The organism is Variovorax sp. 350MFTsu5.1, from assembly GCF_048302515.1.
GTDB classification, from domain to species: domain Bacteria; phylum Pseudomonadota; class Gammaproteobacteria; order Burkholderiales; family Burkholderiaceae_C; genus Variovorax; species Variovorax guangxiensis.
In genome coordinates this window covers 1,185,187-1,209,524 of the sequence record NZ_CP157620.1, presented here as the reverse complement: position 1 = coordinate 1,209,524, position 24,338 = coordinate 1,185,187, and the positions used below count along the sequence as shown (strand labels likewise).

General features: G+C 68.9%; 20 protein-coding genes. 16 read left to right on the top strand and 4 right to left on the bottom strand.

Features of this window, described 5'->3' with window-relative positions:
- Positions 1-375, top strand: a complete 375-nt coding sequence (locus tag ABL843_RS05230; protein ID WP_418119203.1) for a dihydroneopterin aldolase — start codon at positions 1-3, stop codon at positions 373-375.
- A gap of 25 nt (positions 376-400) precedes the next feature.
- Here ABL843_RS05230 and ABL843_RS05225 read toward each other — a convergent pair whose 3' ends face one another.
- Positions 401-1,630, bottom strand: coding sequence for an MFS transporter (locus tag ABL843_RS05225; protein ID WP_418119202.1), 1,230 nt, complete (start codon positions 1,628-1,630; stop codon positions 401-403).
- 100 nt (positions 1,631-1,730) lie between these two features.
- On the opposite strand from ABL843_RS05225, the gene ABL843_RS05220 reads away from it, so the two are divergent.
- The 4 genes from ABL843_RS05220 to ABL843_RS05205 are packed head-to-tail and all read left to right on the top strand — an operon-like array spanning position 1,731 to position 5,052.
- Positions 1,731-2,717, top strand: coding sequence for a LysR family transcriptional regulator (locus ABL843_RS05220; protein ID WP_418119201.1), 987 nt, complete (start codon positions 1,731-1,733; stop codon positions 2,715-2,717).
- A 55-nt stretch (positions 2,718-2,772) separates the two neighbouring features.
- Complete coding sequence (ttcA, locus tag ABL843_RS05215; protein WP_418119200.1) at positions 2,773-3,717, top strand: tRNA 2-thiocytidine(32) synthetase TtcA; 945 nt, start codon at positions 2,773-2,775, stop codon at positions 3,715-3,717.
- Between the two features lie 46 nt (positions 3,718-3,763).
- Positions 3,764-4,390, top strand: coding sequence for a DUF4136 domain-containing protein (locus tag ABL843_RS05210; protein WP_369659565.1), 627 nt, complete (start codon positions 3,764-3,766; stop codon positions 4,388-4,390).
- A 20-nt stretch (positions 4,391-4,410) separates the two neighbouring features.
- A complete protein-coding gene (locus ABL843_RS05205; RefSeq protein ID WP_369659566.1) occupies positions 4,411-5,052 on the top strand; it encodes a histidine phosphatase family protein in 642 nt (213 codons plus the stop codon).
- A gap of 166 nt (positions 5,053-5,218) precedes the next feature.
- On the opposite strand, the gene ABL843_RS05200 is transcribed toward ABL843_RS05205, so the two are convergent.
- Together ABL843_RS05200 and ABL843_RS05195 are read right to left on the bottom strand one after the other, a co-directional pair.
- On the bottom strand, positions 5,219-8,377 hold the full coding sequence (locus ABL843_RS05200) for an efflux RND transporter permease subunit (protein ID WP_418119199.1): 3,159 nt from the start codon (positions 8,375-8,377) through the stop codon (positions 5,219-5,221).
- The gene (locus ABL843_RS05195) at positions 8,374-9,549 is read right to left on the bottom strand and encodes an efflux RND transporter periplasmic adaptor subunit (protein ID WP_126021701.1); all 1,176 of its coding nucleotides are present in this window, start codon (positions 9,547-9,549) and stop codon (positions 8,374-8,376) included. The genes ABL843_RS05200 and ABL843_RS05195 overlap by 4 nt, the downstream gene beginning before the upstream one ends.
- A gap of 394 nt (positions 9,550-9,943) precedes the next feature.
- Here ABL843_RS05195 and ABL843_RS05190 point away from each other — a divergent pair, with 394 nt between their 5' ends.
- From ABL843_RS05190 to ABL843_RS05155, 8 genes are all read left to right on the top strand, one after another.
- The gene (locus tag ABL843_RS05190; protein WP_260319175.1) at positions 9,944-10,261 is read left to right on the top strand and encodes a hypothetical protein; all 318 of its coding nucleotides are present in this window, start codon (positions 9,944-9,946) and stop codon (positions 10,259-10,261) included.
- Positions 10,262-10,350: 89 nt separating this feature from the next.
- Complete coding sequence (miaB, locus tag ABL843_RS05185; protein ID WP_418119198.1) at positions 10,351-11,700, top strand: tRNA (N6-isopentenyl adenosine(37)-C2)-methylthiotransferase MiaB; 1,350 nt, start codon at positions 10,351-10,353, stop codon at positions 11,698-11,700.
- Entirely contained in the window at positions 11,700-13,127 is a 1,428-nt protein-coding gene (locus tag ABL843_RS05180; RefSeq protein WP_126021367.1) for a sensor histidine kinase, read from the top strand. The genes miaB and ABL843_RS05180 overlap by 1 nt, the downstream gene beginning before the upstream one ends.
- Before the next feature lie 60 nt (positions 13,128-13,187).
- Positions 13,188-13,856 carry a hypothetical protein gene (locus tag ABL843_RS05175; protein ID WP_418119197.1) on the top strand — a complete coding sequence of 223 codons (669 nt, stop codon included), beginning with the start codon at positions 13,188-13,190 and terminating at the stop codon, positions 13,854-13,856.
- Positions 13,853-15,241 (top strand): sigma 54-interacting transcriptional regulator, encoded by a 1,389-nt coding sequence (locus ABL843_RS05170; protein ID WP_126021369.1) that lies wholly within the window; start codon positions 13,853-13,855, stop codon positions 15,239-15,241. The genes ABL843_RS05175 and ABL843_RS05170 overlap by 4 nt, the downstream gene beginning before the upstream one ends.
- Positions 15,242-15,643: 402 nt before the next feature.
- On the top strand, positions 15,644-17,656 hold the full coding sequence (mdoH, locus tag ABL843_RS05165) for a glucans biosynthesis glucosyltransferase MdoH (protein WP_418119196.1): 2,013 nt from the start codon (positions 15,644-15,646) through the stop codon (positions 17,654-17,656).
- Positions 17,657-17,954: 298 nt separating this feature from the next.
- On the top strand, positions 17,955-18,854 hold the full coding sequence (locus tag ABL843_RS05160) for an RNA ligase family protein (RefSeq protein ID WP_418119195.1): 900 nt from the start codon (positions 17,955-17,957) through the stop codon (positions 18,852-18,854).
- Complete coding sequence (locus ABL843_RS05155; RefSeq protein WP_418119194.1) at positions 18,851-19,990, top strand: AAA family ATPase; 1,140 nt, start codon at positions 18,851-18,853, stop codon at positions 19,988-19,990. The genes ABL843_RS05160 and ABL843_RS05155 overlap by 4 nt, the downstream gene beginning before the upstream one ends.
- A gap of 69 nt (positions 19,991-20,059) precedes the next feature.
- Here ABL843_RS05155 and ffh read toward each other — a convergent pair whose 3' ends face one another.
- A complete protein-coding gene (gene ffh, locus ABL843_RS05150) occupies positions 20,060-21,448 on the bottom strand; it encodes a signal recognition particle protein (RefSeq protein WP_184634780.1) in 1,389 nt (462 codons plus the stop codon).
- Between the two features lie 115 nt (positions 21,449-21,563).
- Between ffh and ABL843_RS05145 the strand changes: the two genes are divergently transcribed.
- The 3 genes from ABL843_RS05145 to ABL843_RS05135 are packed head-to-tail and all read left to right on the top strand — an operon-like array spanning position 21,564 to position 24,335.
- Positions 21,564-22,379 (top strand): cytochrome C assembly family protein, encoded by an 816-nt coding sequence (locus ABL843_RS05145; RefSeq protein WP_126021374.1) that lies wholly within the window; start codon positions 21,564-21,566, stop codon positions 22,377-22,379.
- A 1-nt stretch (position 22,380) separates the two neighbouring features.
- Positions 22,381-22,641 carry a PP0621 family protein gene (locus tag ABL843_RS05140; RefSeq protein WP_184634778.1) on the top strand — a complete coding sequence of 87 codons (261 nt, stop codon included), beginning with the start codon at positions 22,381-22,383 and terminating at the stop codon, positions 22,639-22,641.
- Positions 22,638-24,335: a two-component system sensor histidine kinase NtrB gene (locus ABL843_RS05135; protein ID WP_418119193.1), complete on the top strand. Its 1,698-nt coding sequence runs from the start codon at positions 22,638-22,640 to the stop codon at positions 24,333-24,335. Before ABL843_RS05140 ends, ABL843_RS05135 begins: the two co-directional genes overlap by 4 nt.
- Positions 24,336-24,338 lie beyond the last annotated feature (3 nt).

Genomic DNA, 24,338 nt, shown 5'->3' with positions numbered 1-24,338 from the left:
ATGTCCACTCCCTCGCACGGCCGCCAGACACTCACCCTCCAGGGCCTGCGCTTCGACGCCAACCTGGGCATCCTCGAGCAGGAAAAAACGGCGCCCCAGCCGATCCTGGTCGACGCCGAACTCAATCTCGGCCCCCAGCCGCTGCTGCCGCAGGACGACGACATCTTCCACGTGCTCGACTACCGCAAGGTGCGCCGCATCATCATCGACGAGTGCACCGCCGAGCACGTCAACCTGCTGGAGAGCCTGATCGGCAAGCTGGCGCAACGGCTGCTGCAGCTGCCCGGCGTGCTGGGCGTGCGCGTGAAGATCGCCAAGCTGGAGATCTTCGACGACTGCGAGGTGGCGATCCGCATGGAAGCCGGCGAGTGGTGAGCTAGCCGGACGTCCTGCATTTCTTTCAGGCGGCCGAGCCGCAGGCAACGGCTGTCTTCTTCGAGGCGACAGGCCACATGCGCACCCCCAGCGCCCCGAGCGCCGACACCGAGGCCATCGCCGCCACGCCCGGCCATCCCCACTGCGCCAGCACCAGGGCACCCAGCGCGGAGCCCGTGGCCATGCCGACGAACACACCCGTGAAGAACACCGCATTGAGCCGGCTGCGTGCGCCGGGGTCGATGCCGTAGACCACAGTCTGGTGCGCGATCAGCGCGGCCTGCAGCCCGAAGTCGAAGCCGATGGCGGCGACCACGATCAGCCCCAACCGGGCAGCGGGCGTCGCCAGCAGCGGTGCGAACAGCATCGCGGCGAACGACACGGCGACCAGCGCGGCGCCCATGCGGATCACCAGCTCGGGCCCGCGGCGGTCGGCAAGGCGCCCCGCGATCGGCGCGGCCAGCGCACCCGCAGCACCGGCCAGGCCGAAGGCACCGGCGGCCGCGCTGCCCAGGTGGAACGGCGCGCCATGCAGCATCACGGCCAGCGTCGACCAGAAGGCGCTGAAGCCCACCGACAGCAGGGCCTGCGCGAAGGTCGCGCGACGCAGCGCGCCATGGCGCTTCCAAAGGCCAGCCAGCGAACCCAGCAGCGCGCCGTAGCCCAGGTGAGTGGTCGGGCGCAGGCGCGGCAGCCCGCGTGCGGCGGCGGCGCCGATGAGCGCGATGCTCACGGCCGCCACGACGAACATCGCGCGCCAGCCGAAGTGCTCGGCCACGAAGCCGGCGAGCACGCGCGACAGCAGGATGCCCAGCAGCAGCCCGGTCATCACCGTGCCGACGATCCGGCCGCGATGCGCCTCGGGCGCCAGCGTGGCGGCGGCCGGCACAACGTCCTGCGCCAGCGTTGCCGCCAGGCCGACGACCAGACTCGCCACCAGCAGCGGCGCGACCGAGGGCGAGAACGCCGCGCCCAGCAGCGCGAGCACCAGCACCGAAGCCTTGGCGAGGATGATGCGGCGCCGGTCGAAGCGGTCGCCCAGGGGCGCAAGCAGCAGGATGCCCAGCGCATAGCCCAGCTGCGTGAGCGTGGGCACGAAGCCCACGGAGCGGGCCGAGGCGCCGATGTCGGGGCCGAGTATGCCCAGCATGGGCTGGCTGTAGTAGAGCGCCGCGACGCCGAAGCCGGCGCTGGCTGCCAGCAGCAGGATCAGCGAGCCTGGCAGCTTTTCATGCGTTTTCTGAATAGGAGACATGGTGTAAACCCTTGGATTCGAGAAGCAACGGCCGGAGTTTGCGAGCCAATTCCCTCTGAAGGTAGCCCCGGGCGTTGAACAATTGATATACGCTTGACGCATGGCAACGCCCCTTCCGCAGCCTTCGGCCGACCGCATCGAGCTGATGCAGACCTTCGTTCGCATCGTCGAGGCCGGCAGCTTATCGGCCGCCGCGGCCCAGATGGGCACCACCCAGCCCACAGTGAGCCGCCGCCTGCAGGCCCTCGAACGCTCGCTGGGCGTGCGGCTGCTGCAGCGCTCCACCCACGCGATGAAGCTCACCGAGGACGGCGAGCGCTGCTTCGACCGCGCCAAGGAACTGATCCTGAGCTGGGGCGCCTTCGAGGCCGAGCTGCGGGGCGTCGGCGACCAGCCCGAGGGCCGGCTGCGCGTGGTGGCGCCGCATGCCTTCGGGCAGCAGCTGCTGGTCGGGCCGCTGGCCACATATCTGCAGCGCCATCCGCAGGTGACGGTCGAATGGCTGCTGCACGACAGCCCGCATGACGAAACGCCCGACTTCATCGCCGAGGGCGTGGACTGCGCGATCCGCGTCGGCGAGGTGACGGACCCCAACGCCGTGGCGATCCGCCTCTTCGACGTGCCGCGCATCGCGGTCGGGGCGCCGTCGCTCTTCGGGGCCGGCACGCCGGTGCCGGCGCACCCCGCCGAGCTCGAGGCCCTGCCCTGGCTGGCGGCGCGCAATTTCTACCGGACCGAAGTCGTGTTCACGCACGAAGGCACGGGCGAGGTGTACCGCGTGCCCATACGCCCGCGCATGATCACCGACAGCCTCTACGCCCTGCGCAGCGCGGCCGTGCTGGGCGTGGGCGTCGGGGTGTCGTCGGCCTGGATGCTGACCGAGGAACTGGAGGCGGGCCGGCTGGTGCAGCTGGCTCCGCAATGGCTCGGGACGCCGGCGCCGGTCTACATCGTGTACCCGTACGCGCGCTTCTATCCGGCGAGGCTGCGGCTCTTCGTGGAGGCGATGCGGCAGGCCTTTCCGGAGTCGCCGCTGCCTGGAACCGGAAAAGCCGGGAAGGCCGGAAACGGGCCGGATGGCGGGTGAAATGGGGATCGGGGACAATCACCCCCTTACCCCGACTCCCCGAAGCAGCCTGCCCATGAACGCCGTCTGGATCGACGAGGCGCCCGCCACCGCCGACGCCACCGCTCCCTCTCCCGCCAACTCCATGAAGATCGAGCGCGAGACGCACAAGCTCGAGAAGCGCCTGTGCCGCCAGGTCGGGCAGGCGATCGTCGACTACAACATGATCGAGGAGGGCGACAAGGTCATGGTGTGCGTCTCGGGGGGCAAGGACAGCTACGCGCTGCTCGACATCCTGCTCAAGCTGAAGGCGCGCGCGCCCATCCACTTCGACATCGTCGCGGTCAACCTCGACCAGAAGCAGCCCGGCTTTCCCGAGGAGGTGTTGCCCAAGTACCTGAGCGAGCTGGGCGTGGACTTCCACATCGAGAACCAGGACACCTACAGCATCGTCAAGCGCGTGATTCCCGAGGGCAAGACCACCTGCGGCCTGTGCAGCCGGCTGCGCCGGGGCATTCTTTACCGCGTGGCCGACGAGCTGGGCGCCACCAAGGTCGCGCTGGGCCACCACCGCGACGACATGCTGCAGACCTTCTTCCTCAACATGTTCTTCGCCGGCAAGTTGAAGAGCATGCCGCCGAAGCTGGTGAGCGACGACGGCAAACATGTCGTGATCCGCCCGCTGGCCTATGTGTCCGAGAAGGACACCATCCGCTGGGCCCAGCACCGCGAGTTCCCGATCATTCCGTGCACGCTGTGCGGCAGCCAGGAGAACCTGCAGCGCAAGCAGGTGGGAGAAATGCTGCGCGAGTGGGACAGGAAGTATCCCGGCCGCGTGGAGAACATGTTCACCGCGCTGCAGAACGTGGTGCCTTCGCACCTGCTCGACGGAACGCGGCACGACTTCAAGGGTCTGAAGGCGACCGGCGTGGCGGACGACGAGGGCGACAAGGCCTTCGATCCGCCTTCCTTCGATCTGCTCTCCCAGGCACCTGCCGCCCTGCGCATCGTCCAGGGCTGAACGGGCAACCCAGGGGAATTTGGGGCACCAGTGCCCGGAGACCCTCATGAAATCCGCGATCCCGGCTCTTCTTCTCGCCGCCAGCCTGACGGGCTGCGCCACCTCCTGGGTGGTCGACAGCGACGTGAAGAGCTTCTCCTCCATCGGCGCCGTGGCGCCCGGCGCCACCTACCGCTTCGACCGCCTGCCCTCGCAGCAGGCCGACGGCGCGCGGCAGGAATCGCTCGAAGCCATGGCCGGCGCGGCGCTCGACCAGGTCGGCCTGCGCCGCGACGACGCCAAGGCCCGGTACACCGCGCAAATCGGCGCGCGGGTGACGGCCGGACTCTCGCCCTGGGCCGACCCGTGGCTCTACAACGGCCCCTGGGGCTACGGTTACGGCGGCTATGGCTACTACGGCCGTCGCTGGTACGGCGGCGGCTGGTATGGCGGCCCGGTGTTCGCGCCGCCGGCCAACCCCTGGTACGAGCGCGAGGTGAGCATCGTGCTGCGCGAGGCGGCCACCAACCGCGTGGTCTACGAGACCCGTGCCCGCAACGATGGCCCCTACACGTCGAGCGCGGCGATCCTGCCGGTGATGTTCCAGGCGGCGCTTCAGGGCTTCCCGAATCCGCCGCAGGGCGAGCGCCGGGTCAACATCGAGCTGCAGACCGGGCAGCAGGCCAAAAAGTAGCGCCTTCTAGAATTCCCCGGATGGAAGAACCCACCCGCCTGATCGCAGTTCGCCATGGCGAGACCGCCTGGAACGTCGACACCCGTATCCAGGGCCAGCTCGACATCGGGCTCAACGCCACCGGCGTGTGGCAGGCACGGCGCGCGGGCGCGGCGCTGGCCGACGAGCCCATCGGCGTCGTCTATGCCAGCGACCTCTCACGCGCCTGGCAGACCGCCCAGGCCATCGCCGAGCCTCATGGCCTGGCCGTGCAGCCCGAGCCGCGGCTGCGCGAGCGCGCCTTCGGCAAGTTCGAGGGCATGAGCTTCGCCGAGATCGAAGCCACGCTGCCCGTGGAAGCAAAGCTCTGGCGCGAGCGCGATCCCGAATTCGAACCCGAGGGCGGCGAGAGCCTGCTCACCTTCCGTGACCGCGTGACCGGCGTGGCCGCCGAACTGGCGGCGCGCCATCCGGGCGAACTGGTGGTGCTGGTCGCACACGGCGGCGTGATGGACGTGCTCTACCGCGCAGCGACCCGCCAGGAACTGCAGGCGCCGCGCACCTGGCTGCTCGGCAACGCGGCCATCAACCGCATGCTGTGGACGAGCGAGGGGTTCAGCCTCGTGGGGTGGAGCGATACGACGCACCTCACGGACGGTGCTCTGGACGAAACGACTACCTGAGGGCGGGAGCGGGATCGGACCGCCGAACGCGGAGGACGCAGAGGACGCGAAGGTTTCGCGAAGGGCGCGAAAGAAAACCTTGAAAGGTTTCCTGGTTTCCTTTGCGACTTTTGCGTAGCTTTTGTCTTCCTTCTGCGTTCGGCTGCCCGCTCCCGCGTTCCCGCTTTCAGGCGTGCGAGTGCTGTGCGTGGGCTGCCTCCGCCTGCGCTTCACCCGGCAGGTCGACCATGGGGCCGGTGCCGCTGTAGCGGTCGAGGGCGAGGTAGATCGCGGGCGTGATGTACAGCGTGATCACCTGCGAGAAGATCAGTCCGCCCACCACCGCCACGCCCAGCGGCTGACGCAGTTCGGCGCCGGCGCCCAGGCCCAGTGCGAGCGGCAGCGCGCCCATGAGCGCGGCCAGCGTGGTCATCAGGATCGGGCGGAAGCGCAGGCGGCAGGCCTCGCGGATCGCGTCCACCGGCTTCATGCCCTCGGTGCGCTGCGCCTCGAGGGCGAAGTCGATCATCATGATCGCGTTCTTCTTGACGATGCCGATCAGCAGCAGGATGCCGATGGTGGCAATGAGCGTGAGGTCGAAGCCGAAGAGCTTCAGCGAGATCAGCGCGCCCACCGCGGCCGAGGGCAGGCCCGCGAGGATGGTGATCGGGTGGATGTAGCTCTCGTAGAGCACCCCCAGCAGCACGTAGATGACCAGCACCGCCAGCACCAGCAGCACGGCCTGGCTCGACTGCGAACTCTGGAACACCGCCGCGTCGCCGCCGTAGGTGGTGATGATCGACTGCGGCATCTTCAGCTCGCTCTTGAACTGGTCGATCTTCGCGGTCGCGTTGCCCAGCGGCACGTCGGGCGCGAGGTTGAACGACACCGTCACCGCCTGCAGCTGGCCCTGGTGGTTGACCGCAGTCGGCCCCACGGTGCGCTTGACGGTCGAGAAGGCCGACAGCGGCACCAGCTTGCCGGTGGTGCTGCGCACCGACAGGCGCGAGACGTCTTCCTCGAACTGGCGGTCGTCGTCGGCGGCCGAGAGGATCACCTGGTAGGTGTTGCTCGCACCGTAGATGCTGCCGATCTGGCGGTCGCCGTACGCGTTGTAGAGCGCGGTGCGCAGGTCGCCCACGGCCACGCCGAGCACGCCGGCCTTGTCGCGGTCGATGTCGAGGGTGGCCTGCAGGCCGCGGTTCTGCGAGTCGCTGGTGACGTCGCGAAAGTCGGGGTCGGCGCGCATGCGTTCCATGAGCCGCGTGGCCCACGGCACCATCTCGCCGGCGTTGACGCTCTGCAGCGTGTACTGGAAGCGCGCCTTGCTCTGCCGTCCGCCCAGGCGCAGGTTCTGCACCGGCTGCATGTAGACGGCGATGCCCGGGATTTCGCGGAAGCGCTGGCGCAGCGACTCGAGCACCTTCGACATCTGCGGACGCTCACCGCGCGGCTTGAGCACGGCGAACAGGCGGCCGGAGTTCTGCGTGGCGGTGGGCCCGCCCACGCCGACGAAGGAGCTCACGTAGTCGACGCTGGGGTCGTCCTTGAGCGCGGCGGCCACGCGGTCCTGCAGCGCCTTCATGGCGGTGAAGGAGATGTCTTCGGCCGCCTCGGTGGTGATCTGGATCTGGCCGATGTCCTCCTCGGGGAAGAAGCCCTTCGGGATGGTCGCGAACAGCCAGCCGGTAACGACGAAGGTGAGCGCGGCCGCCAGCAGCATCACCTTGCGGTGCACCAGCGTCCAGTCGAGGGTGCTCATGTAGGTCGCATGCACCTTGCGGTAGCCGCGCTCGAAGGCGCGGCCGATGGCGGTGCCGGGCTCGGGGTGCTCTTCCTCATGGTCCATCGCGCCTTCCTTGCGCGGCACCTGCTTGAGCAGCCGGCTCGCGAGCATCGGCACCAGCGTGAGCGACACCACGGCCGACACCAGCACCGCCAGCGCCACCACCACCGCGAATTCGTGGAACAGCAGGCCGATCACGCCCGGCATGAAGAAGATCGGGATGAACACCGCCACCAGCGAGATGGAGATCGACACGATGGTGAAGCCCACCTCGCGCGAGCCGCGCAACGCCGCGGCAAACGGGTCCATGCCCTTCTCGACGTAGCGCATGATGTTTTCCAGCACCACGATCGCGTCGTCCACCACCAGGCCCACCGCGAGCGTGATGCCCAGCAGCGAGATGTTGTCCAGGCTGTAGCCGAAGGCGTAGAGCAGCGCCACCGCGCCGATCAGCGAGATGGGAATGGTCGCGGCAGGAATGAGCGTGGCCACCAGCCGGTGCAGGAACAGGAAGATCACCAGCACCACCAGCGCGATGGTGCCCAGCAGCGTCAGCTGCACGTCGTGCACCGCCTCGCGGATGGAGATGGAGCGGTCGTTCACCATCTGGATCTCGACCGACTGCGGCAGCTCCGCCTTGAAGCGCGGGATGAGCGCGCGCACCGCATCCACCACCTGCACGGTGTTGGCGTTGGGCTGGCGCTGCACGGCCAGCGAGATGGAATCCTGCCCGTTGAAGCTGCTGGCAGTTTTTACCGATTCGAAGCTGTCCTCGATGGTGGCCACCTCGTCCAGCCGCACCGGAGAGCCGTTGCGCTGGCCGACGATGAGCTTGGCGAAGTCGGCCGCCTTCATGAGCTGGCGGTTGGCCTGGATGGTGAGCGTCTGGCGCGGACCGTCGAGCACGCCCACCGGCGTGTTGGCGTTGGCCGAGTTGACCGCCTTCGCGAGCTCGTCGAGCGTGATGTTGCGTGCGTTGAGCAGGTCGGCATTCGCCTTGATGCGCACCGCGAACGCCTTGCGCCCGTACACGCCCACCTGCGCCACGCCGTCGATGGTCGAGAGCGTGGGCGAGATCAGGTTCTCGGCGTAGTCGTTGAGCTCCGACGGGTTCATCGACGGAGAGATCAACGCGATGAAGAGCACCGGCGCGTCGGCCGGGTTCACCTTGCGGTACGAGGGCAGCTGCGTCAGCTCCTGCGGCAGCTGGCGCTGGGCGCGCAGCAGCGCGGCCTGCACGTCGACGGCGGCAGCGTCGATATCGCGGCTGCTGACGAATTCGAGCGTGAGCGAGGTCACGCCCTGCGTGTTCACCGAGCTGATGGTCTGCAGGCCGGGGATGGTCGAGAACTGCTTTTCGAGCGGCAGCGCGACCGATGAGGCCATGGTGTCCGGACTGGCCCCGGGCAGCTGCGCGTTGACGTTGATGACCGGCGTGTTGTAGCTGGGCAGCGCGGCAACGGGGATGCTGAAGTACGCGAAGATGCCGATGACGACCACGGCGGCGGACAGCAGCACCGTCATCGCCGGACGGCGGATGCAGAGCTCCGAGATGTTCATGCGCGTTCCTGGCGCGGCGGCTTGATGTCGGTGCCGTCGGTAGATGCGGCGCTGCCGGGCGTGACGCCCGTGGTGCCGTTCACCGGAGCACCTGGGGCCGTGCCTGGCGCCTTCGCATCCACGCGCACCTTGCCGCCCGGGCGCACGTTCTGGCTGCCCTCGATCACCACCTGCTCGCCGGGCTCGATGCCGCTCACCGCCACCTGCGTGCCGAAGGTGTGCAGCGCCTTCACCTTGCGGCGCGTGGCGGTCTTGGCCTGGTCGACCACGTACAGCGATGCGCCATCGGACAGCATCATCAGCGCCGCGGCCGGCACCACGGTGACGCCGTTGAGCGTGCGCACCGTGATGCGCGTGCCCACGAACTGCCCCGGCCACAGGCTCTGGTCGGCATTGGCGAACACGGCCTTGGCGCGCACGGTGCCGATCTGCGGATCGACGGTGTTGTCGACGAAATCGAGCGTGCCGGTCAGCGGCTCCCTGCGGCCGGTAACGACGGCCTCGACCTTGGAGCGCGAGCGCGCGGCCTCCAGCAGGTCCTGCAGGTTGCCTTCGGGCACGGGGAAGCTCACGGCGATCGGGTCGAGCTGGGTGACCGTGACCAGCGACAGCGTCGGCTGCACCAGCGTGCCCGGGTAGATGTTGACCGCGCCGATGCGCCCCGCGATGGGCGCGCGCAGCGTGGCATAGCCCAGCGCCACCTGCGCCGACTGCACGGCCGCGCGGTCGGCGGCCACGGCGGCGCGCTGCGCCTCGAGCTGCGAGAGCGTGGCGTCGGCCGCGCTCTTGGCGATGAAGTTCTGCGCCACCAGTTCCTGGCTGCGTTTGTACTGCCGCTCCAGGTCGGCCAGCGTGGCCTCGTCCTTCTTCTGCTGCGCCTTCGCGCGCGCGAGGTTGGCCTGGTCGTTGCGGTCGTCGAGCGAGAAGAGCAGCTGGCCGGCCTTGACGAACTGGCCTTCCTTCACATGCACCGCGCTCACCGTGTTGGTCACCTGCGGGCGCAGGTCGACGCTGTTGAGGGACACCACGCTGCCGTTGACCTGCACGGTCACGGGCACGTCCTGCTTCTTCGCCGTGGCCAGCGTCACGAGCGCCGCAGCGCCACCGCCCGCCGGTGCGCCGCCAGCGGCCGGGGCCTTGGCGTTCTTCGCGGCGGACTTGTCTGCGGACATGCTCCACCACCCGCCCACGACGGCTACGATCAACACGCCCGCAAGGGCGACGGCGACATTTTTCTTCATGGGTTCTTGTGCACTTTGGGCTGACACGGCTATTGGATCAGCGGCCGACTCCTGGTGATCATGGGTCCCGTAAAGAAATGTAAAGCAGGTCAACCGAAAGTCGCACTACTCGCTGCGGCCGGCCCGGGCCGACAGGGGCCCATCGCTAAAATCGCCGGTCCACAGCCTCTGGATAAACCCCATGAACCGCTGCAAGAAACAATCCACGAATGCTCTCACTTCCATAGCGCTTTGCACAGCAGCCATTGCGGCTGCAGGCCTTTTCCCGATCGCCGCCAGCGCACAGGACGAAGTCCCCCGCCCACAGACCCAGAACGAGTCGCTCGTGGGCGGCCGCACCTTCCCCATCGGCACCCTGCGCGGCAAGTTCATGGTGACCAACGCGCCCGACGTCGAGCTCGACGGCAGGCCCGACCGCCTGGGCGCCGGCGCGCGCATCCGCAGCGGCCAGAACATGCTGGTGATGCCCGGCGCCATCGTCGGCCAGAAGTACCTCGTCAACTACACGCGCGACGCCGCCGGGCTGCTGCGCGAGGTTTGGATCCTCACGCCCGACGAAGCCACCGCCAGCCGCGAATCGCTGGACAAGCCGTTCCTGAACATCTGGCCGTTCACCTCGAACGACACCCTCAACACGCAGTAAGCAAGCAAGAAGACGGCCGGCGCGGCGGGTCCCGCGCGCCGGCCGCCGTGCCTTCCCCTTCAAGCAGGGAGGCCACGAGAGAGCTCCCCATGAAAAAAGTATTCATCAAGACCTTCGGCTGCCAGATGAACGAGTACGACTCGGACAAGATGGCCGACGTGCTCAACGCCGCGCAGGGCTACGAGCCCACCCAGAACGTGGACGAGGCCGACCTCATCCTGTTCAACACCTGCTCGGTGCGCGAGAAGGCGCAGGAGAAGGTGTTCTCCGACCTCGGCCGCGTGAAGCACCTGAAGGCCAAGGGAGTGAAGATCGGCGTGGGCGGCTGCGTGGCCAGCCAGGAGGGCGAGGCCATCATCGCGCGCGCGCCTTATGTCGACATCGTGTTCGGCCCGCAGACCCTGCACCGCCTGCCCGAGATGCTGAGCGACCGCGAGCGCCTGGACCGCCCGCAGGTGGACATCAGCTTCCCCGAGATCGAGAAGTTCGACCACCTGCCGCCCGCGCGCGTCGAAGGCGCGACCGCCTTCGTGTCGATCATGGAAGGCTGCTCCAAGTACTGCAGCTACTGCGTGGTGCCCTACACCCGCGGCGAGGAAGTGAACCGCCCGCTCGACGACGTGCTGGTCGAGATCGCCGGCCTGGCCGACCAGGGCGTGCGCGAGATCACGCTGCTGGGCCAGAACGTGAATGCCTACCGCGGGAAGATGGGCGATACGGCCGAGATCGCCGACTTCGCACTGCTCATCGAGTACGTCGCCGAGATCCCCGGCATCGAGCGCATCCGCTACACCACCAGCCATCCGAACGAGTTCACGCCGCGCCTCATCGAGGCCTACGCGAAGGTGCCGCAGCTCGTGAGCCACCTGCACCTGCCGGTGCAGCACGGCAGCGACCGCATCCTGATGGCGATGAAGCGCGGCTACACCGCCATGGAATACAAGAGCACGGTGCGCAAGCTGCGCGCCATCCGCCCGGAGCTAGCGCTCAGCAGCGACTTCATCGTCGGCTTCCCCGGCGAGACCGAGGACGACTTCGGCAAGATGATGAAGCTGATCGACGACTGCCAGTTCGACGCCAGCTTCAGCTTCATCTTCAGCCCGCGCCCCGGCACGCCGGCGGCCGCGCTGCACGACGATACGCCGCACGAAGTGAAGCTCGCACGGCTGCAGAAGCTGCAGGCCGTGATCGACGCCAACGTGAAGCGCTTCGGCCAGGCGCTGGTCGGGACCACGCAGCGCGTGCTGGTGGAAGGCGCCTCGCGCAGGGACGCGAACGAGCTCATGGGCCGCACCGCCTGCAACCGCGTCGTCAACTTCGAGGGCGACGCGCGACTCGTGGGCCAGATGGCCGACCTGCGCATCACGCGCTCGCTGGCCTACACGCTGCGCGGCGAAGTCGTCACGAACGAATCGCCGATGGCGCTCGCCCACCACTGATGGCGAAGCGTCCGTCCATCCGGGGCTCGTTCCAGCAGCTCCTGCTCTTCGCCTTCCTTCTGATCACCGCGCTGCTGGTCGGCGTGGCACTGCGCTCGGTGCTGCAGTACGACGCGCTCATGACGCAAAGCCGCGACGCGGCCGCGCGCGCGCTGCGCCTGTCGGGCGCTTCGCAGTCGCTGGCCGAGCGCAGCGCGGCCATGGAGCGCGCCGGGCGCCAGTCGCTGGTGCTGAACGACGCCGTGCTGCGCCGCCGCTTCGACGAGGCGGCGCGCGAGGCGCACCAGGTGCTGGACCGCCTGGAGAAGAACGGCCTGCCGCCCGCCGGCATCGAGATGTGGCGCACGCAGCTCGGCGTGATCGAGGGCCTGATGAGCGGCAGCGCCGACAGCGCCCTGGCCCGCGAGAGCACGATGGCGATGCAGTTCCGCGAGCTCGACGCGCTCAACACCAACCTGGCGCAGCAGGCGCAGTTCCTCATCGAGACGCAGAACGATGCGCTGGCCAGGCGCATCGAGAACGCGCGCCGCCGGCTGATGCGCGAGGTGGTGGCCGCCAGCGTGCTGGCCGCGGTGCTGGCGCTGGCCTTCGGCATCTGGCTGGCGCGGCCCTTCAAGCGGCTGGAGCAGGCCATCGTCGGCCTCGGACAGAACCGGCTCGACGAGCCGATCGACATCCGCGGCCCCGCCGACGTGCGCCGCGTGTCGCAGCAGCTCGAATGGCTGCGGCTGCGCCTGACCGAGCTCGACGCCGACAAGGCGCGCTTCCTGCGCCACGTGTCGCACGAGCTGAAGACGCCCCTGGCCGCGCTGCGCGAAGGCGTGTCGCTGCTCGAAGACGGCGTGACCGGGCCGCTGAACCCGGCGCAGCTGGAGGTGGCGCAGATCCTCAACCAGAACACGGTGGCGCTGCAGGGCCAGATCGAGGCGCTGCTGCGCTTCAATGCCGCCGCCTTCGAGGCACGCGAGCTGCGCCGCGAGCGCACCGAGCTGCTGCCGCTGATCGAGGAGCAGATCGAAGGCCAGCGCCTGCAGTGGCAGTCGCACGGCCTGCGCGTGCGCGCCGAGGGTGAGGCGGTCACCGTCACGGTCGACCGGGCCAAGCTCGGCACCGCCATCGCCAACCTGCTGAGCAACGCCATCCGCTTTTCGGTAACGGGAGGTGTCATCACGCTGGCCGTGTCGCAGACACCGGAAGCGGTGCACATCGACGTGAACGACGCCGGGCCGGGCATCGCCGAGGGCGACCGCGACCGGATCTTCGAACCCTTCTTCCGCGGCGAGCGCCAGCCCGAGCACACGGTGAAGGGCACGGGCATCGGACTTTCCATCGTGCAGGAGTACATTGCAGCCCACGGGGGCCGCATCACACTGCAGCCCGGCGGTCCCGGTGCCCACTTCCGCATCGAGCTGCCGCGCACGGCCTGACCACCCCGGCATCCCCTTTCCAGAAAAACCGTCCGAACGCCTCGCGTCCTTCTTCGACCCATGTCTTTCCCGTTCGTCCGCCGTTCCTCCTTCGCCGGGGCGATGACCGTGCCTTTCGTCCTGCTGCTGGCCGCCTGCGCCTCGCAGCCCAAGCCGCCCGCGGAGGCCGATGCGCTGCCGCCGCCGCCGGTCGTGCCGCGCGTGATGCCGGTGGAGGCCGAACCCAAGGCGCCGGCCACGCAGCCCGCCGCCTCGCTCTTCACGACGATGCTGCAGGGTCCGGTGTCCTCGATGCTGTCGTACGCCGACAAGATTCGCCCCCTCAACGGCGCCGACCTGAGCGCCGAGATCGCCCGCGTGGGCGACCCCGGCGACTCGCCCACCGCGCAGATGCAGGTGGCGCTGCTGCTCTCGCAGACGCGCGTGCCGGCCGACCTGGCGCGCGCGCTGGGCCTGCTGCAGCGGGTGATCTCCAACCCCGCGCCCGAAGCGCAGGCGCTGCAGCCGCTGGCGCGCGCACTCGCTGCCCGCTATGTCGAGCAGCGCCGCGTGGAGGACGACCGCGACAAGCAGGTGCAGCAGCTGCGCGACAGCCAGCGCCGCATCGACCAGCTCAACGACCGCATCGAAGCCCTGCGTGCCATCGAGCGCAGCTTCGCGCGGCCCAACAGCAACCCGGCGTCGGCCGTGCCCGCCGCGCCGCCCAACGCAGGCAAACCCAATCAATGAGCACCACCGGCGCCCGCCTCCTCGTGGTCGATGACGACCCGGACATGCTGCGGCTGCTCTCGATGCGGCTGAGCTCGGCGGGCTACCAGGTCACGGCCGTCACTTCGGCCGAGACTGCGCTCACGCAGTTGGAAATCGAGCACCCGCAGCTGGTGCTGAGCGACGTGCGCCTGCCCGGGCGCGACGGCCTGCAGCTCTTCGACGAGATCCGCAAGCGCCATCCCTCGCTGCCGGTGATTCTGCTGACCGCGCACGGCACCATTCCCGACGCCGTGGAAGCCACCGCGCGCGGTGTCTTCACCTACCTGACCAAGCCCTACGACGGGCGCGAGCTGCTCGAGAAGATCGCGCAGGCGCTGGCGCTCGGCGCCCCCGCCGCCACGCCGAGCAAGGCCGGCGACGACAGCTGGCGCTCCGAGATCGTGAGCCGCAGCAACCGCATGGCCGAACTGCTGGCCGAGGCGCGCATGGTCGCGAAGTCCGACGCCTCGGTGCTGCTGCGCGGCGACTCCGGCGCCGGCAAGGAAATGCTGGCGCGCGCCATCCACAAGGCCAGCGCGCGCGCCGACAAGCCTTTCGTGGCGGTCAACTGCGGTGCCATTCCCGAGGCGCTGCTCGAATCGGAGCTCTTCGGCCACATGAAGGGCGCCTTCACCGACGCCCACGCCAATCACAAGGGCCTGTTCCAGCAGGCCGACGGCGGCACGCTGCTGCTGGACGAAATCGGGGACATGCCGCCCGCCCTGCAGGTCAAGCTACTGCGCGTGCTGCAGGAGCGCGCTGTTCGGCCGCTGGGCGCGAGCCAGTCGATCCAGGTCGACGTGCGCATCGTCTCGGCCACCCACCGCGACCTCGACGCCGCGATGGAGGCCGGCCAGTTCCGCGAGGACCTCTATTACCGCCTGAACGTGGTCACGCTCACGCTGCCGCCGCTGTCGGCGCGCCGCGAAGACATTCCGCTGCTGGCCAACCACTTCCTGCAGCGCCTGTCGACCAAGTACGGCAAGCGGCTCTCGGGCTTCGCCCCCGAGGCGCTGAAAGCGCTGACCATGGCCGCCTGGCCGGGCAACGTGCGACAGCTCTACAACGTGGTGGAGCAGGTGTGCGCGCTGTCGAGCTCGCCGCTGATCCCGCTGGCGCTGGTGCAGCGGGCGCTGCGCGTGCCAACGGTGGAGGTGCAGACCTACGCCGAGGCCAAGCAGCGTTTCGAGCGCGATTACCTCGTCGGCCTGCTCAAGCTGACGGACGGCAATGTGGCCGACGCAGCCCGCCTGGCAGACCGGAATCGCACCGAGTTCTACCGGCTTCTGCAGAAGCACGAGCTCACCCCGGGCCACTTCAAGGCCGACGCTGTCGCTGGCGGTGGAGACGCTGTCGCCGAGTAGCGACGCCGCTAAGTTGTTGATTTTCTTGACCTAAGCCCGCCAGTCGGCCAGGCTTGTCGGGATTCGGCGACAAAAACAGGGGTTTGGAGGCCCTCCGGCGGCCTTTCTCCACGAAAAATGCTCTCGAACACGCCCAAGTCGTTGATCTGAAAGCGTTTTTCCAGCCTGGCACAGGGTTTGCCCCTGTATCGGCATGACAGCACTTACCAGCCCATCTTTCGCACTGCGCCAGCAGCGCGACGGCCTGCGTCAAAAGCAGTTTTCCCCCTCGCGGCCCCGTGCCGCGGGCCATTCGCTGGCCGCGCTCGCAAGCGCCGGCGGCGCCTCCTCCGACTGTGTCTTCAAGCGCCTTCCGGCCATTGGCGACACCCCCTCCCTCGACAAGCAACGTTGGTAAACCGCATGAAGCCGAACGACTTCTCCCAACTGAACGTGCTGGCCGACACCGATTTCTCGCGCCGCAGCCAGGTTCGCGAAGAACGCCATCCCAACTCCGTCACCGCTCCGCCGGTCAACCGCGGCTCCATGACGCCGCGTCCTTGGCGCGGTTTCTGGAACAGCCTCGGCACCGTCGCGCTGGTCAAGCTCGGCGCGGGCCGTGACGCCGAAGCCGGCGCTCACCCCGTCAACGAAACGAAGCAGCCCTGGCAGCGCGCCGCCGCCCGCCGCCGCTTCGTCTTCATGATGCTCACGCTGCTGAGCACCGTGATCGCGTCCTCGCTCTTCGCCAGCGTGCAGCCCGACTACGACAACCTCTGGCTCGAATACGGCCAGATCGGCCTGTACGGCCTGCTCTCGGGCTGGGTCGTGACCGGCTTCGTGACCGCGCTCATGGGCTTCTACGTTTCCGTGCGCGGTGACAAATACTCCCTCTCGGCGAAGCAGGTGGCCCACCACCCGATGAACTCCGAGGCACGCACCGCGATCATCATGCCGATCTGCAACGAGGACGTGGCCACCGTGTTCGCCGGCCTGCGCGCCACCTGCGAATCGGTCGCGGCCACCGGCCACGCCAGGCAGTTCGACGTGTTCGTGCTGTCCGACAGCTACAACCCCGAGACCGCCGCCGCCGAGCGCGCCGCCTGGGAAGACCTGCGCGCCGCGCTGGCCGACAGCCCCAACCAGCCGCAGGTCGAGGTCTACTACCGCCTGCGCACCCGCCGCACGCACCGCAAGGCCGGCAACGTGGCCGACTTCTGCCGCCGCTGGGGCAAGGACTACCGCTACATGGTCGTGCTCGACGCCGACTCGGTGATGAGCGGCGACTGCCTGACCTCGATGGTCAAGCTGATGGAAGCCAACCCCACCGCCGGCATCATCCAGACCGCGACGCAGGCCATCGGCCACGTCACGCTGCACGCACGCGCACAGCAGTTCGCCTCGCGCGTCACCGGCCGCCTTTTCACGCTGGGCATGCAGTTCTGGCAACTGGGCGAGTCGCACTACTGGGGCCACAACGCGATCATCCGCGTCGAGCCCTTCATGAAGCACTGCGCGCTGGCCCCGATCAAGGGCACCGGCGGCATGTCGGGCGGCATCATGTCGCACGACTTCGTCGAAGCCGCCCTGATGCGCCGCGCCGGCTACCACGTGTGGCTGGTGTCCGACCTGGTCGGCAGCTACGAACAGCAACCGCCGGACCTGCTGGCCGAACTCCAGCGCGACCGCCGCTGGTGCCAGGGCAACCTGCAGAACGCCCGCCTGATGGCCGAACCCGGCATCCACTCCGTGCACCGCGCGATGTTCGTGACCGGCACCATGGCCTACGTCTCGGCCCCACTGTGGCTCGCGTTCCTGACGCTGGGCACGGCCCTGTGGCTGAGCGGCTCGAGCCTGGTCTACAGCTGGAGCGTGCTGCCCGCCGAACTGGCCGGCCTGTGGGTCTGGACCCTGTGCCTGCTGTTCCTGCCGCGCGTGCTGGGCATCGCCGCCGTGCTGATGCGCGGCGAGCAGCGCCAGTACGGCGGCCTCTGGGGCCTGGTGAAGAGCTCGGTGATGGAAGCCGGCCTGGCGATCGTGCAGGCACCGGTGCGCATGCTGGCTCATTCGCTCTTCGTGCTGGTCGCCCTCACCGGCATCAAGCTCGACTGGAAGTCGCCCCCGCGTGAAGCCGCCGCCGTGCCGTGGAAGGTCGCTGCCTCGCAGCTGGCGCCCATGACGCTGGTGATCGCGATGCTGGCCGCAGGCGTCGCCATGATCGACCCGAGCGCGCTGGTCTGGCTCATGCCCGTCGGCCTGCCGCTGCTGCTGGCGATCCCGCTGACCGTGCTGACCAGCCAGATCGCGCTGGGCACCACGCTGCGCGACCGCGGCTACCTGCTGATTCCCGAGGAATCGCGCTCGCCGGCCGTGCTGCGCCGTGCATGGATGCACGCGCTGCGCCTGGCGCGTCCGGCAGCTCTCGCGACGGCCTGATGCTCTGAAGCTCCAACCTCCGAAAGAAGCCGGCCACTGCGCCGGCTTTTTTCATGGCGCGCATATCGCTAGAATCGCCGACTCTTTTTTCATCCACCCACGGATCCCCCTCGATCCACAGGAGCGCCAAGTGCCCCGTCTCGCCGTCATCACCCTCTGACGCCGACAACGCCGCTTCATTGCCGGTCATGTCGGGCGCCAAGCTGCGCTTTCCGCTGACCGCAATCCGCTTCTTCCAGCTTTCCAGCTTCGCTCCCGCACGTTGTCGGTTCTTCCTGGTTCCAACCGGAGAACAAACGTGTTTCCCCTCTCTTCTTCTCTTTCATCGATCCCGCTGCTCAAGTACCCGCGTACTGCGCACCTGGAAGGCTCCCGGCTGCAGGCCGGCGACAGCGACGACGGCCAGGCGCCGCTGTCGGAACTGCAAGGCATGCATGTGGTCATCGAGGAAAAGCTCGATGGCGCCAACGCAGCCGTGTCGTTCACTTCCGCAGGCGAACTGCTTCTGCAGTCGCGCGGCCACTACCTCGCGGGCGGCGCCGGCGAGCGGCAGTTCAACCTGTTCAAGCACTGGGCCGCCGCGCATGAGGCGGCGCTGCTGGAGCGGCTCGAAGACCGCTATGTGATGTATGGCGAATGGTGCTTCGCCAAGCACAGCTGCTGGTACGACCGGCTGCCGGCCTTCTTCCTGGAGTTCGACGTCTACGACCGGCAGTCGCAGTGCTTCCTGTCGACGCCGGCGCGGCATGCGCTGCTCGAAGGCAGCCCGGTGCTGCCGGTGCCCGTGCTCTACGAAGGCGAAATGCCGCGCCAAGCGAAAGCATTGCAGGCGCTCGTGCGGCCCTCGCTGGCACGCAGCACAAGCTGGAGGCCCGCCTTCGAAGCTGCGGTGGCACAGGAAGGCCAGCCGCTCGATCTGGTTCGGCAGCAGACCGACCTGTCCGACCTCGCCGAGGGCCTGTACCTCAAGACCGAGTCCAACGGTCAGGTGACGGGCCGCTACAAGTGGGTGCGCCCGGATTTCGTCCAGACCATCCTCGACTCGGGCTCGCACCACAGCCGACGGCCGGTACTGCCCAACCAGCTCGCGCCGGGCGTGGACCTCTACGCGCCGACGCCGCAGCTGACATGGCAGGACCTGGGCCTGCGCACATTGCGCGATCCGGCCGAACTGACGACCACGGGGAGAAAGCGATGAACTTCGACGACCTGCGCGCCCTGGTGCCCGAGCCCGGCAAGGACACCGACTGGGCGCAATGCTGCGATCTGCTGCCGGCCCTGCTGCGCCTCGAAGAGACGCCGCAGGACCCGTACTACCACGCCGAAGGCAACGTCGGCATCCACACGCGGATGGTGCTCGACGCCCTGATGCAGGACGGGCACTACCGCCGCGCCGATGCCGACGGCCGCTTCGTGCTGTTCATGGCATGCCTGCTGCACGACATCGCCAAGCCCGACACCACAGTGATCGACGAAGCCAGCGGCCGCATCGGCCAGCCGGGCCACTCGCGCCGGGGCTCGGTCGACGTGCGCGTGCTGATGTGGAAGGCCCGCGTGCCCTTCGCGCTGCGCGAGGCGGTGTGCCGGATCATCGCGGTGCACCAGGTGCCGTTCCACGCCTTCGCCTCGCGCAAGGGCGTGCGGCCGGAGTGGCTGGTGCACAAGCTCTCGTGGGAGCTGAGCCTGCCCGACCTGTGCTGCGTGGCGCGCTGCGACATGCTCGGGCGCCACTACGAGAAGCGCGCGGACAGCATGGCCGACATCGCGCTCTTCGAGCAGCTGGCGCAGGAGGAAGGCTGCTGGGAAGGCCCGCGAAAGATGGCCGACGCCCACACGCGCCTGGCCTACTTCCGCGGCGCCGACACCAGCCCCGACTACCCGCTGTTCCAGAACGCCGGATCGCAGGTGACGGTGATGTGCGGGCTGCCCGCCAGCGGCAAGAACCACTGGGTCGCGCTGCATCGAAAGGGCTGGCCGGTGGTGTCCTTCGACGATGCCCGCGCCGAGCTCGGCCTGAAGCACGGCGAGAACGACGGCCTCGCCGCGCACCACGCGGTCGACCAGGCGAAGGCGCTGCTGCGCAGGCAGGAACGCTTCGTCTGGAACGCCACGCACCTGAGCCAGCAGATGCGCACCAAGACGCTCGACCTGCTGTGGGCCTACCACGCGCACATCGAGCTGGTGTACCTGGAAGCGCCGCACGCGGAGCTGATGCGCCGCAACCGCGAGCGCGACACCACGCTGTCGAACGCGGGCATCGAACGCATGCTGAACCGCTGGGAGCTGCCGGCGCCGGTGGAGGCGCACGAGACGGTCTACGAGGTCCAGACCTGAAAAGCAGAAGGCCCGCCGATTCATCCCGGCGGGCCTTCTTCTATATATATGTGTGCGTGCGGCGTCCGCTCAGAACGGCAGCTTCGGCCCGCCGGGGCCGCCCATTCCGCCCAGGCCCTTCATGCCGCCCATGCGCTTCATCATCTTCATGAGGCCGCCGCCCTTCATCTTCTTCATCATTCCCTGCATCTGCTCGAACTCGTTGAGCAGGCGGTTCACTTCCTGGACCTGCACGCCGGCACCGGCCGCGATGCGGCGCTTGCGCGTGGCCTTCAGCAGCTCGGGCTTGCGCCGCTCCAGCGGAGTCATGCTGTTGATGATGCCTTCCTTGCGGCGGATGTCGCGCTCGGCGCGGCTCAGGTCGGCCTCGCTGGCCTTGGCGGCCATCTGCGTGGGCAGCTTGTCCATCAGGCTGGAGAGGCCGCCCATCTGCTTCATCTGCTGCAGCTGGCCGAGGAAGTCGTTGAGGTCGAAGCCCGCGCCGCTCTTGACCTTGGCGGCGAGCTTCTGCGCCGCCGCCACGTCGACGCCGGCCGTGACCTGCTCGACCAGCGCCACGATGTCGCCCATGCCCAGGATGCGGCCGGCGTGGCGTTCGGCGTCGAACACCTCCAGGCCGTCGATCTTCTCGCTCACGCCCGCGAACTTGATCGGCACGCCCGTCACCTGCCGCACCGACAGCGCCGCGCCGCCGCGTGAATCGCCGTCGGTCTTGGTCAGGATGATGCCGGTGAGCGGCAGCGCTTCCTTGAAGGCTTTGGCGGTATTGACTGCGTCCTGGCCCTGCATGGCGTCGACCACGAACAGGGTTTCGACCGGATCGAGCGCGGCGTGCAGCTGCTTGATTTCGGCCATCAGCACTTCGTCGATGGCCAGGCGGCCGGCCGTGTCGACCAGCAGCACGTCGAAATAGTGGCGCCTGGCGTGGTCGAGCGCGGCGCGCGCGATGTCCAGCGGCTTCTGGTCGGGCGTGCTGGGGAACCACTCGGCGCCGGCCTGCCTGGTGACGGTCTTGAGCTGCTCGATGGCGGCGGGGCGATACACGTCGCCCGACACGGTGAGCACCTTCTTCTTGCGCTTCTCGATCAGGTGCTTGGCCAGCTTGGCGGTGGTGGTGGTCTTGCCGGCGCCCTGCAGGCCGGCCATCAGGATCACCGCCGGCGGCTGGGCCGCGAGGTTGATGTCGGAAACGCCCTCGCCCATGGTGGCGGCGAGCTCGCGGTTGACGATGCCCACCAGCGCCTGGCCCGGCTTGAGCGAGCCCAGCACTTCCTGGCCGAGCGCCTTCTCCTTCACGCGGGCGACGAAATCGCGCACGACGGGCAGGGCCACGTCGGCTTCCAGCAGCGCCATGCGCACCTCGCGCAGCATGTCCTGCACGTTGCTTTCGGTGATGCGGGCCTGGCCGCTCATCGTCTTGACGAGGCGGGAGAACTTTTCTGTGAGGGCGGTGGCCATGAGGGAGATGCCTTGCTGCCCGCTGCGGCGCGGGCCGGATGAGAAGCCTGGGAGACGGGAAAGAACTTGAAGCCGGGCGCCGGGAACGCAATAGCGAGACGCTAAACTCCGGCCGATGATTTTAGCGATCCCCTCCCCGCTCGGCGTGGCTCTGGGCATCGCCACCGCGGTTGCCTACGGTTTTGTCGCCGCCGCCGGCGCCAGATTCAGCCGCCAATCGACCCAATGGACGCTCGGGATCGCATGGCTGCTGCACGCCGCCGCTCTCGCCCATGGTCTCGTCGGCAGCGAACCGCGCTTCGGTTTCGCGCCCGCGCTGTCGGTCACGGCCTGGCTGGTGCTCACTGTCTACGCGGTCGAAAGCCGCATGTATCCGCAACTGAAGGTGCGTCGCGCGCTCGCCTGGCTAGGCGCGGCCGCGGTGCTGCTGGCCATCCTGTTTCCCGGCACGCCGCTGCACGTGACGGCCTCGCCATGGCTGCCGCTGCACCTGGCGCTGGGCATCGCCTCGTACGGCCTTTTCGGCGCCGCGGTGGTGCACGCCTGGCTCATCACCCGCGCAGAGAAGCAGATCCGCCTGGCCGCGGCCGTGGAACCGCAAGGCGGCGTGCCGCTGCTCACGCTCGAGCGGCTCACCTTCCGCTTCGTCACCGCCGGCTTCGTGCTGCTGTCGGCCACGCTGCTGGCGGGCCTGCTGTTCAGCGAGCAGCTGTACGGCGCCGCCGGCCGTGCCTGGAAATGGGACCACAAGACCATCTTCTCGGTGCTCGCCTGGATCAGCTTCGCGATCCTGCTGATCGGCCGCGCCCGCTTCGGCTGGCGCGGGCGCACCGCGCGCCGCGTGCTCTATGCCGGCTCGGCGCTGCTGCTGCTGGCCTACGTCGGCTCGCGCTTCGTGCTCGAAGTGGTTCTCGCGCGCCCCCCCGTCTGAAATGAAATACCTCCTCGTCCTCGCGGTGCTCTGGGTCGCGATCTGGCTCTGGCGCAAGAACCGGCGCGAAGAAATGCACGACGCCATGCGCGAGCGCGCGGCCAAGGCACGGCAACAGCAGCGCACGGCCGCCAGCCAGCCGCAGGCCATGGTGCGCTGCGCCCATTGCGGCCTGCACCTGCCGGCGACCGATGCCATCGCCGGCCCCGGCGGCGCGGTCTACTGCAGCACCGCGCACCGCGAAGCCGCCACGCAGCAATGAGCACGCCCCTGTGGTCGCGCGGCGAGCCGGTCACCGACTGGGACGTGCTCGACCAGGGCCCGGCCGAGAGCTCGGCGCTGGGCCGCCTCTGGCGCGGCTTCATGGGCGCGCGCTGCTTCGTCGCACTGGTGCTGGTGCTGCTGCAGGGCGTGGCGTTCGCGATCGGCCAGACCATGCAGACGGCGGCCATCGCCGTCTCGGCGCTGTACCTGGCCGCGACGTGGCTGGGCATGCGCTACTCGCGCTTCCAGCCGCCGATCCGGGGCTTCGCCGCGTCGTGGCTGATGACCATCGGCATCGACCTGGCGGCCTTCGCCGCCTTGCAGGTGCTGCAGGGCGGCAACGTCAACTACACGCCGCTGTTCGCGCTGCCGGTGCTCATGAGCGCGGTGCTGGGCACCATGATCGTGAGCCTGGGCACCACTGCCACCGTCACGCTGCTGCTGCTGGCCGACGCGGGCTGGCACTGGCTGCAGCAGCCAGCCGATTCGTCGCCGCGCTTCGTGCAGGCGGCGCTCACCGGCACCGGATTCTTCGTGGTGGCGCTGCTCGCGCACGAGATGGCCCGCCGGCTGGCGCGCGAGGAAGCGGTGGCGCAGCGCAACCGCAGCAGCGCGCAGATGCAGGCGCAGGTCAACGACCTGGTGATCGAGACGCTGAGCGAAGGCGTGCTGGTGATCGACGCCGAGGGCCTGGTGCATGCGGCCAACCCAGCGGCCGACGCCATCCTCGGCCAGGGCCTGGCCAGGCTGACGCTGCCCTTCCCGCTGCATGCGCAGCCGGCCTGGCACGCACTCGCCGCGCTGGCCCGCCAGACCTTCGCGCGGCGGGCGCCGCAGACGGAGGAAATTCCGGTGGCGCAGGCGCGCGGCGCGGCGCGCGAGGTGCGCGTGCGCACTCGCCTCACGCCCGCCAGCGAGAAGCGCGCGGACAGCCTGTGCGTGATGTTCCTGCAGGACCTGCGCGAGCTCGAGGCCCGCATCCGCACCGAGAAGCTGGCGGCCATGGGCCGCATGTCGGCCGCCGTGGCGCACGAGATCCGCAACCCGCTGGCCGCCATCACGCAGGCCAGCGCGCTGCTCAACGAAGACCTGACCGACCCGGCGCACCGCAAGCTGACGAGCATGGTGCAGCACAACGCGCAGCGCCTGGCGCGCATCGTGGACGACGTGCTCGACGTTTCCCGCGCGCGCCAGCAGCGCGTGCTCTCGCTGGGCGAGCAGCTGGTGCTCGACCCCGCGGTGCAGGTGCTGGCCGAGGAATGGGTGCGCCAGACGCAGCGCAAGGGCGTGCTGGTGTCGCTCGATGCGCCCGCCAGCGAGGTGCGCTTCGACGCCGAGCACCTGCGCCGGCTGATCGTGAACCTGCTGGACAACGCCTCGCGCTACGCCGGCACGCGCGAGGGCTCGATCCAGGTGCTGACCGCGCTGCAGCGCAGCGGCACCAGCCGCCCGAGCCTGATGGTGTGGAGCGACGGCGCACCGCTCGAACCGGCGGTGCAGCGGCACCTGTTCGAGCCGTTCTTCTCCTCGGAGAGCCGCTCCAGCGGCCTGGGCCTTTTCCTGTGCCGCGAGCTGTGCCGGCGGCACGGCGCCACCATCGGCTACGAGCGCCGCGCGCTGGTGCCGGGCGGGCCCGAGGGCAACGAATTCTTCGTCAGCTTCGCCCCCAGCGAAAACCGGCTGACACAATAGCGC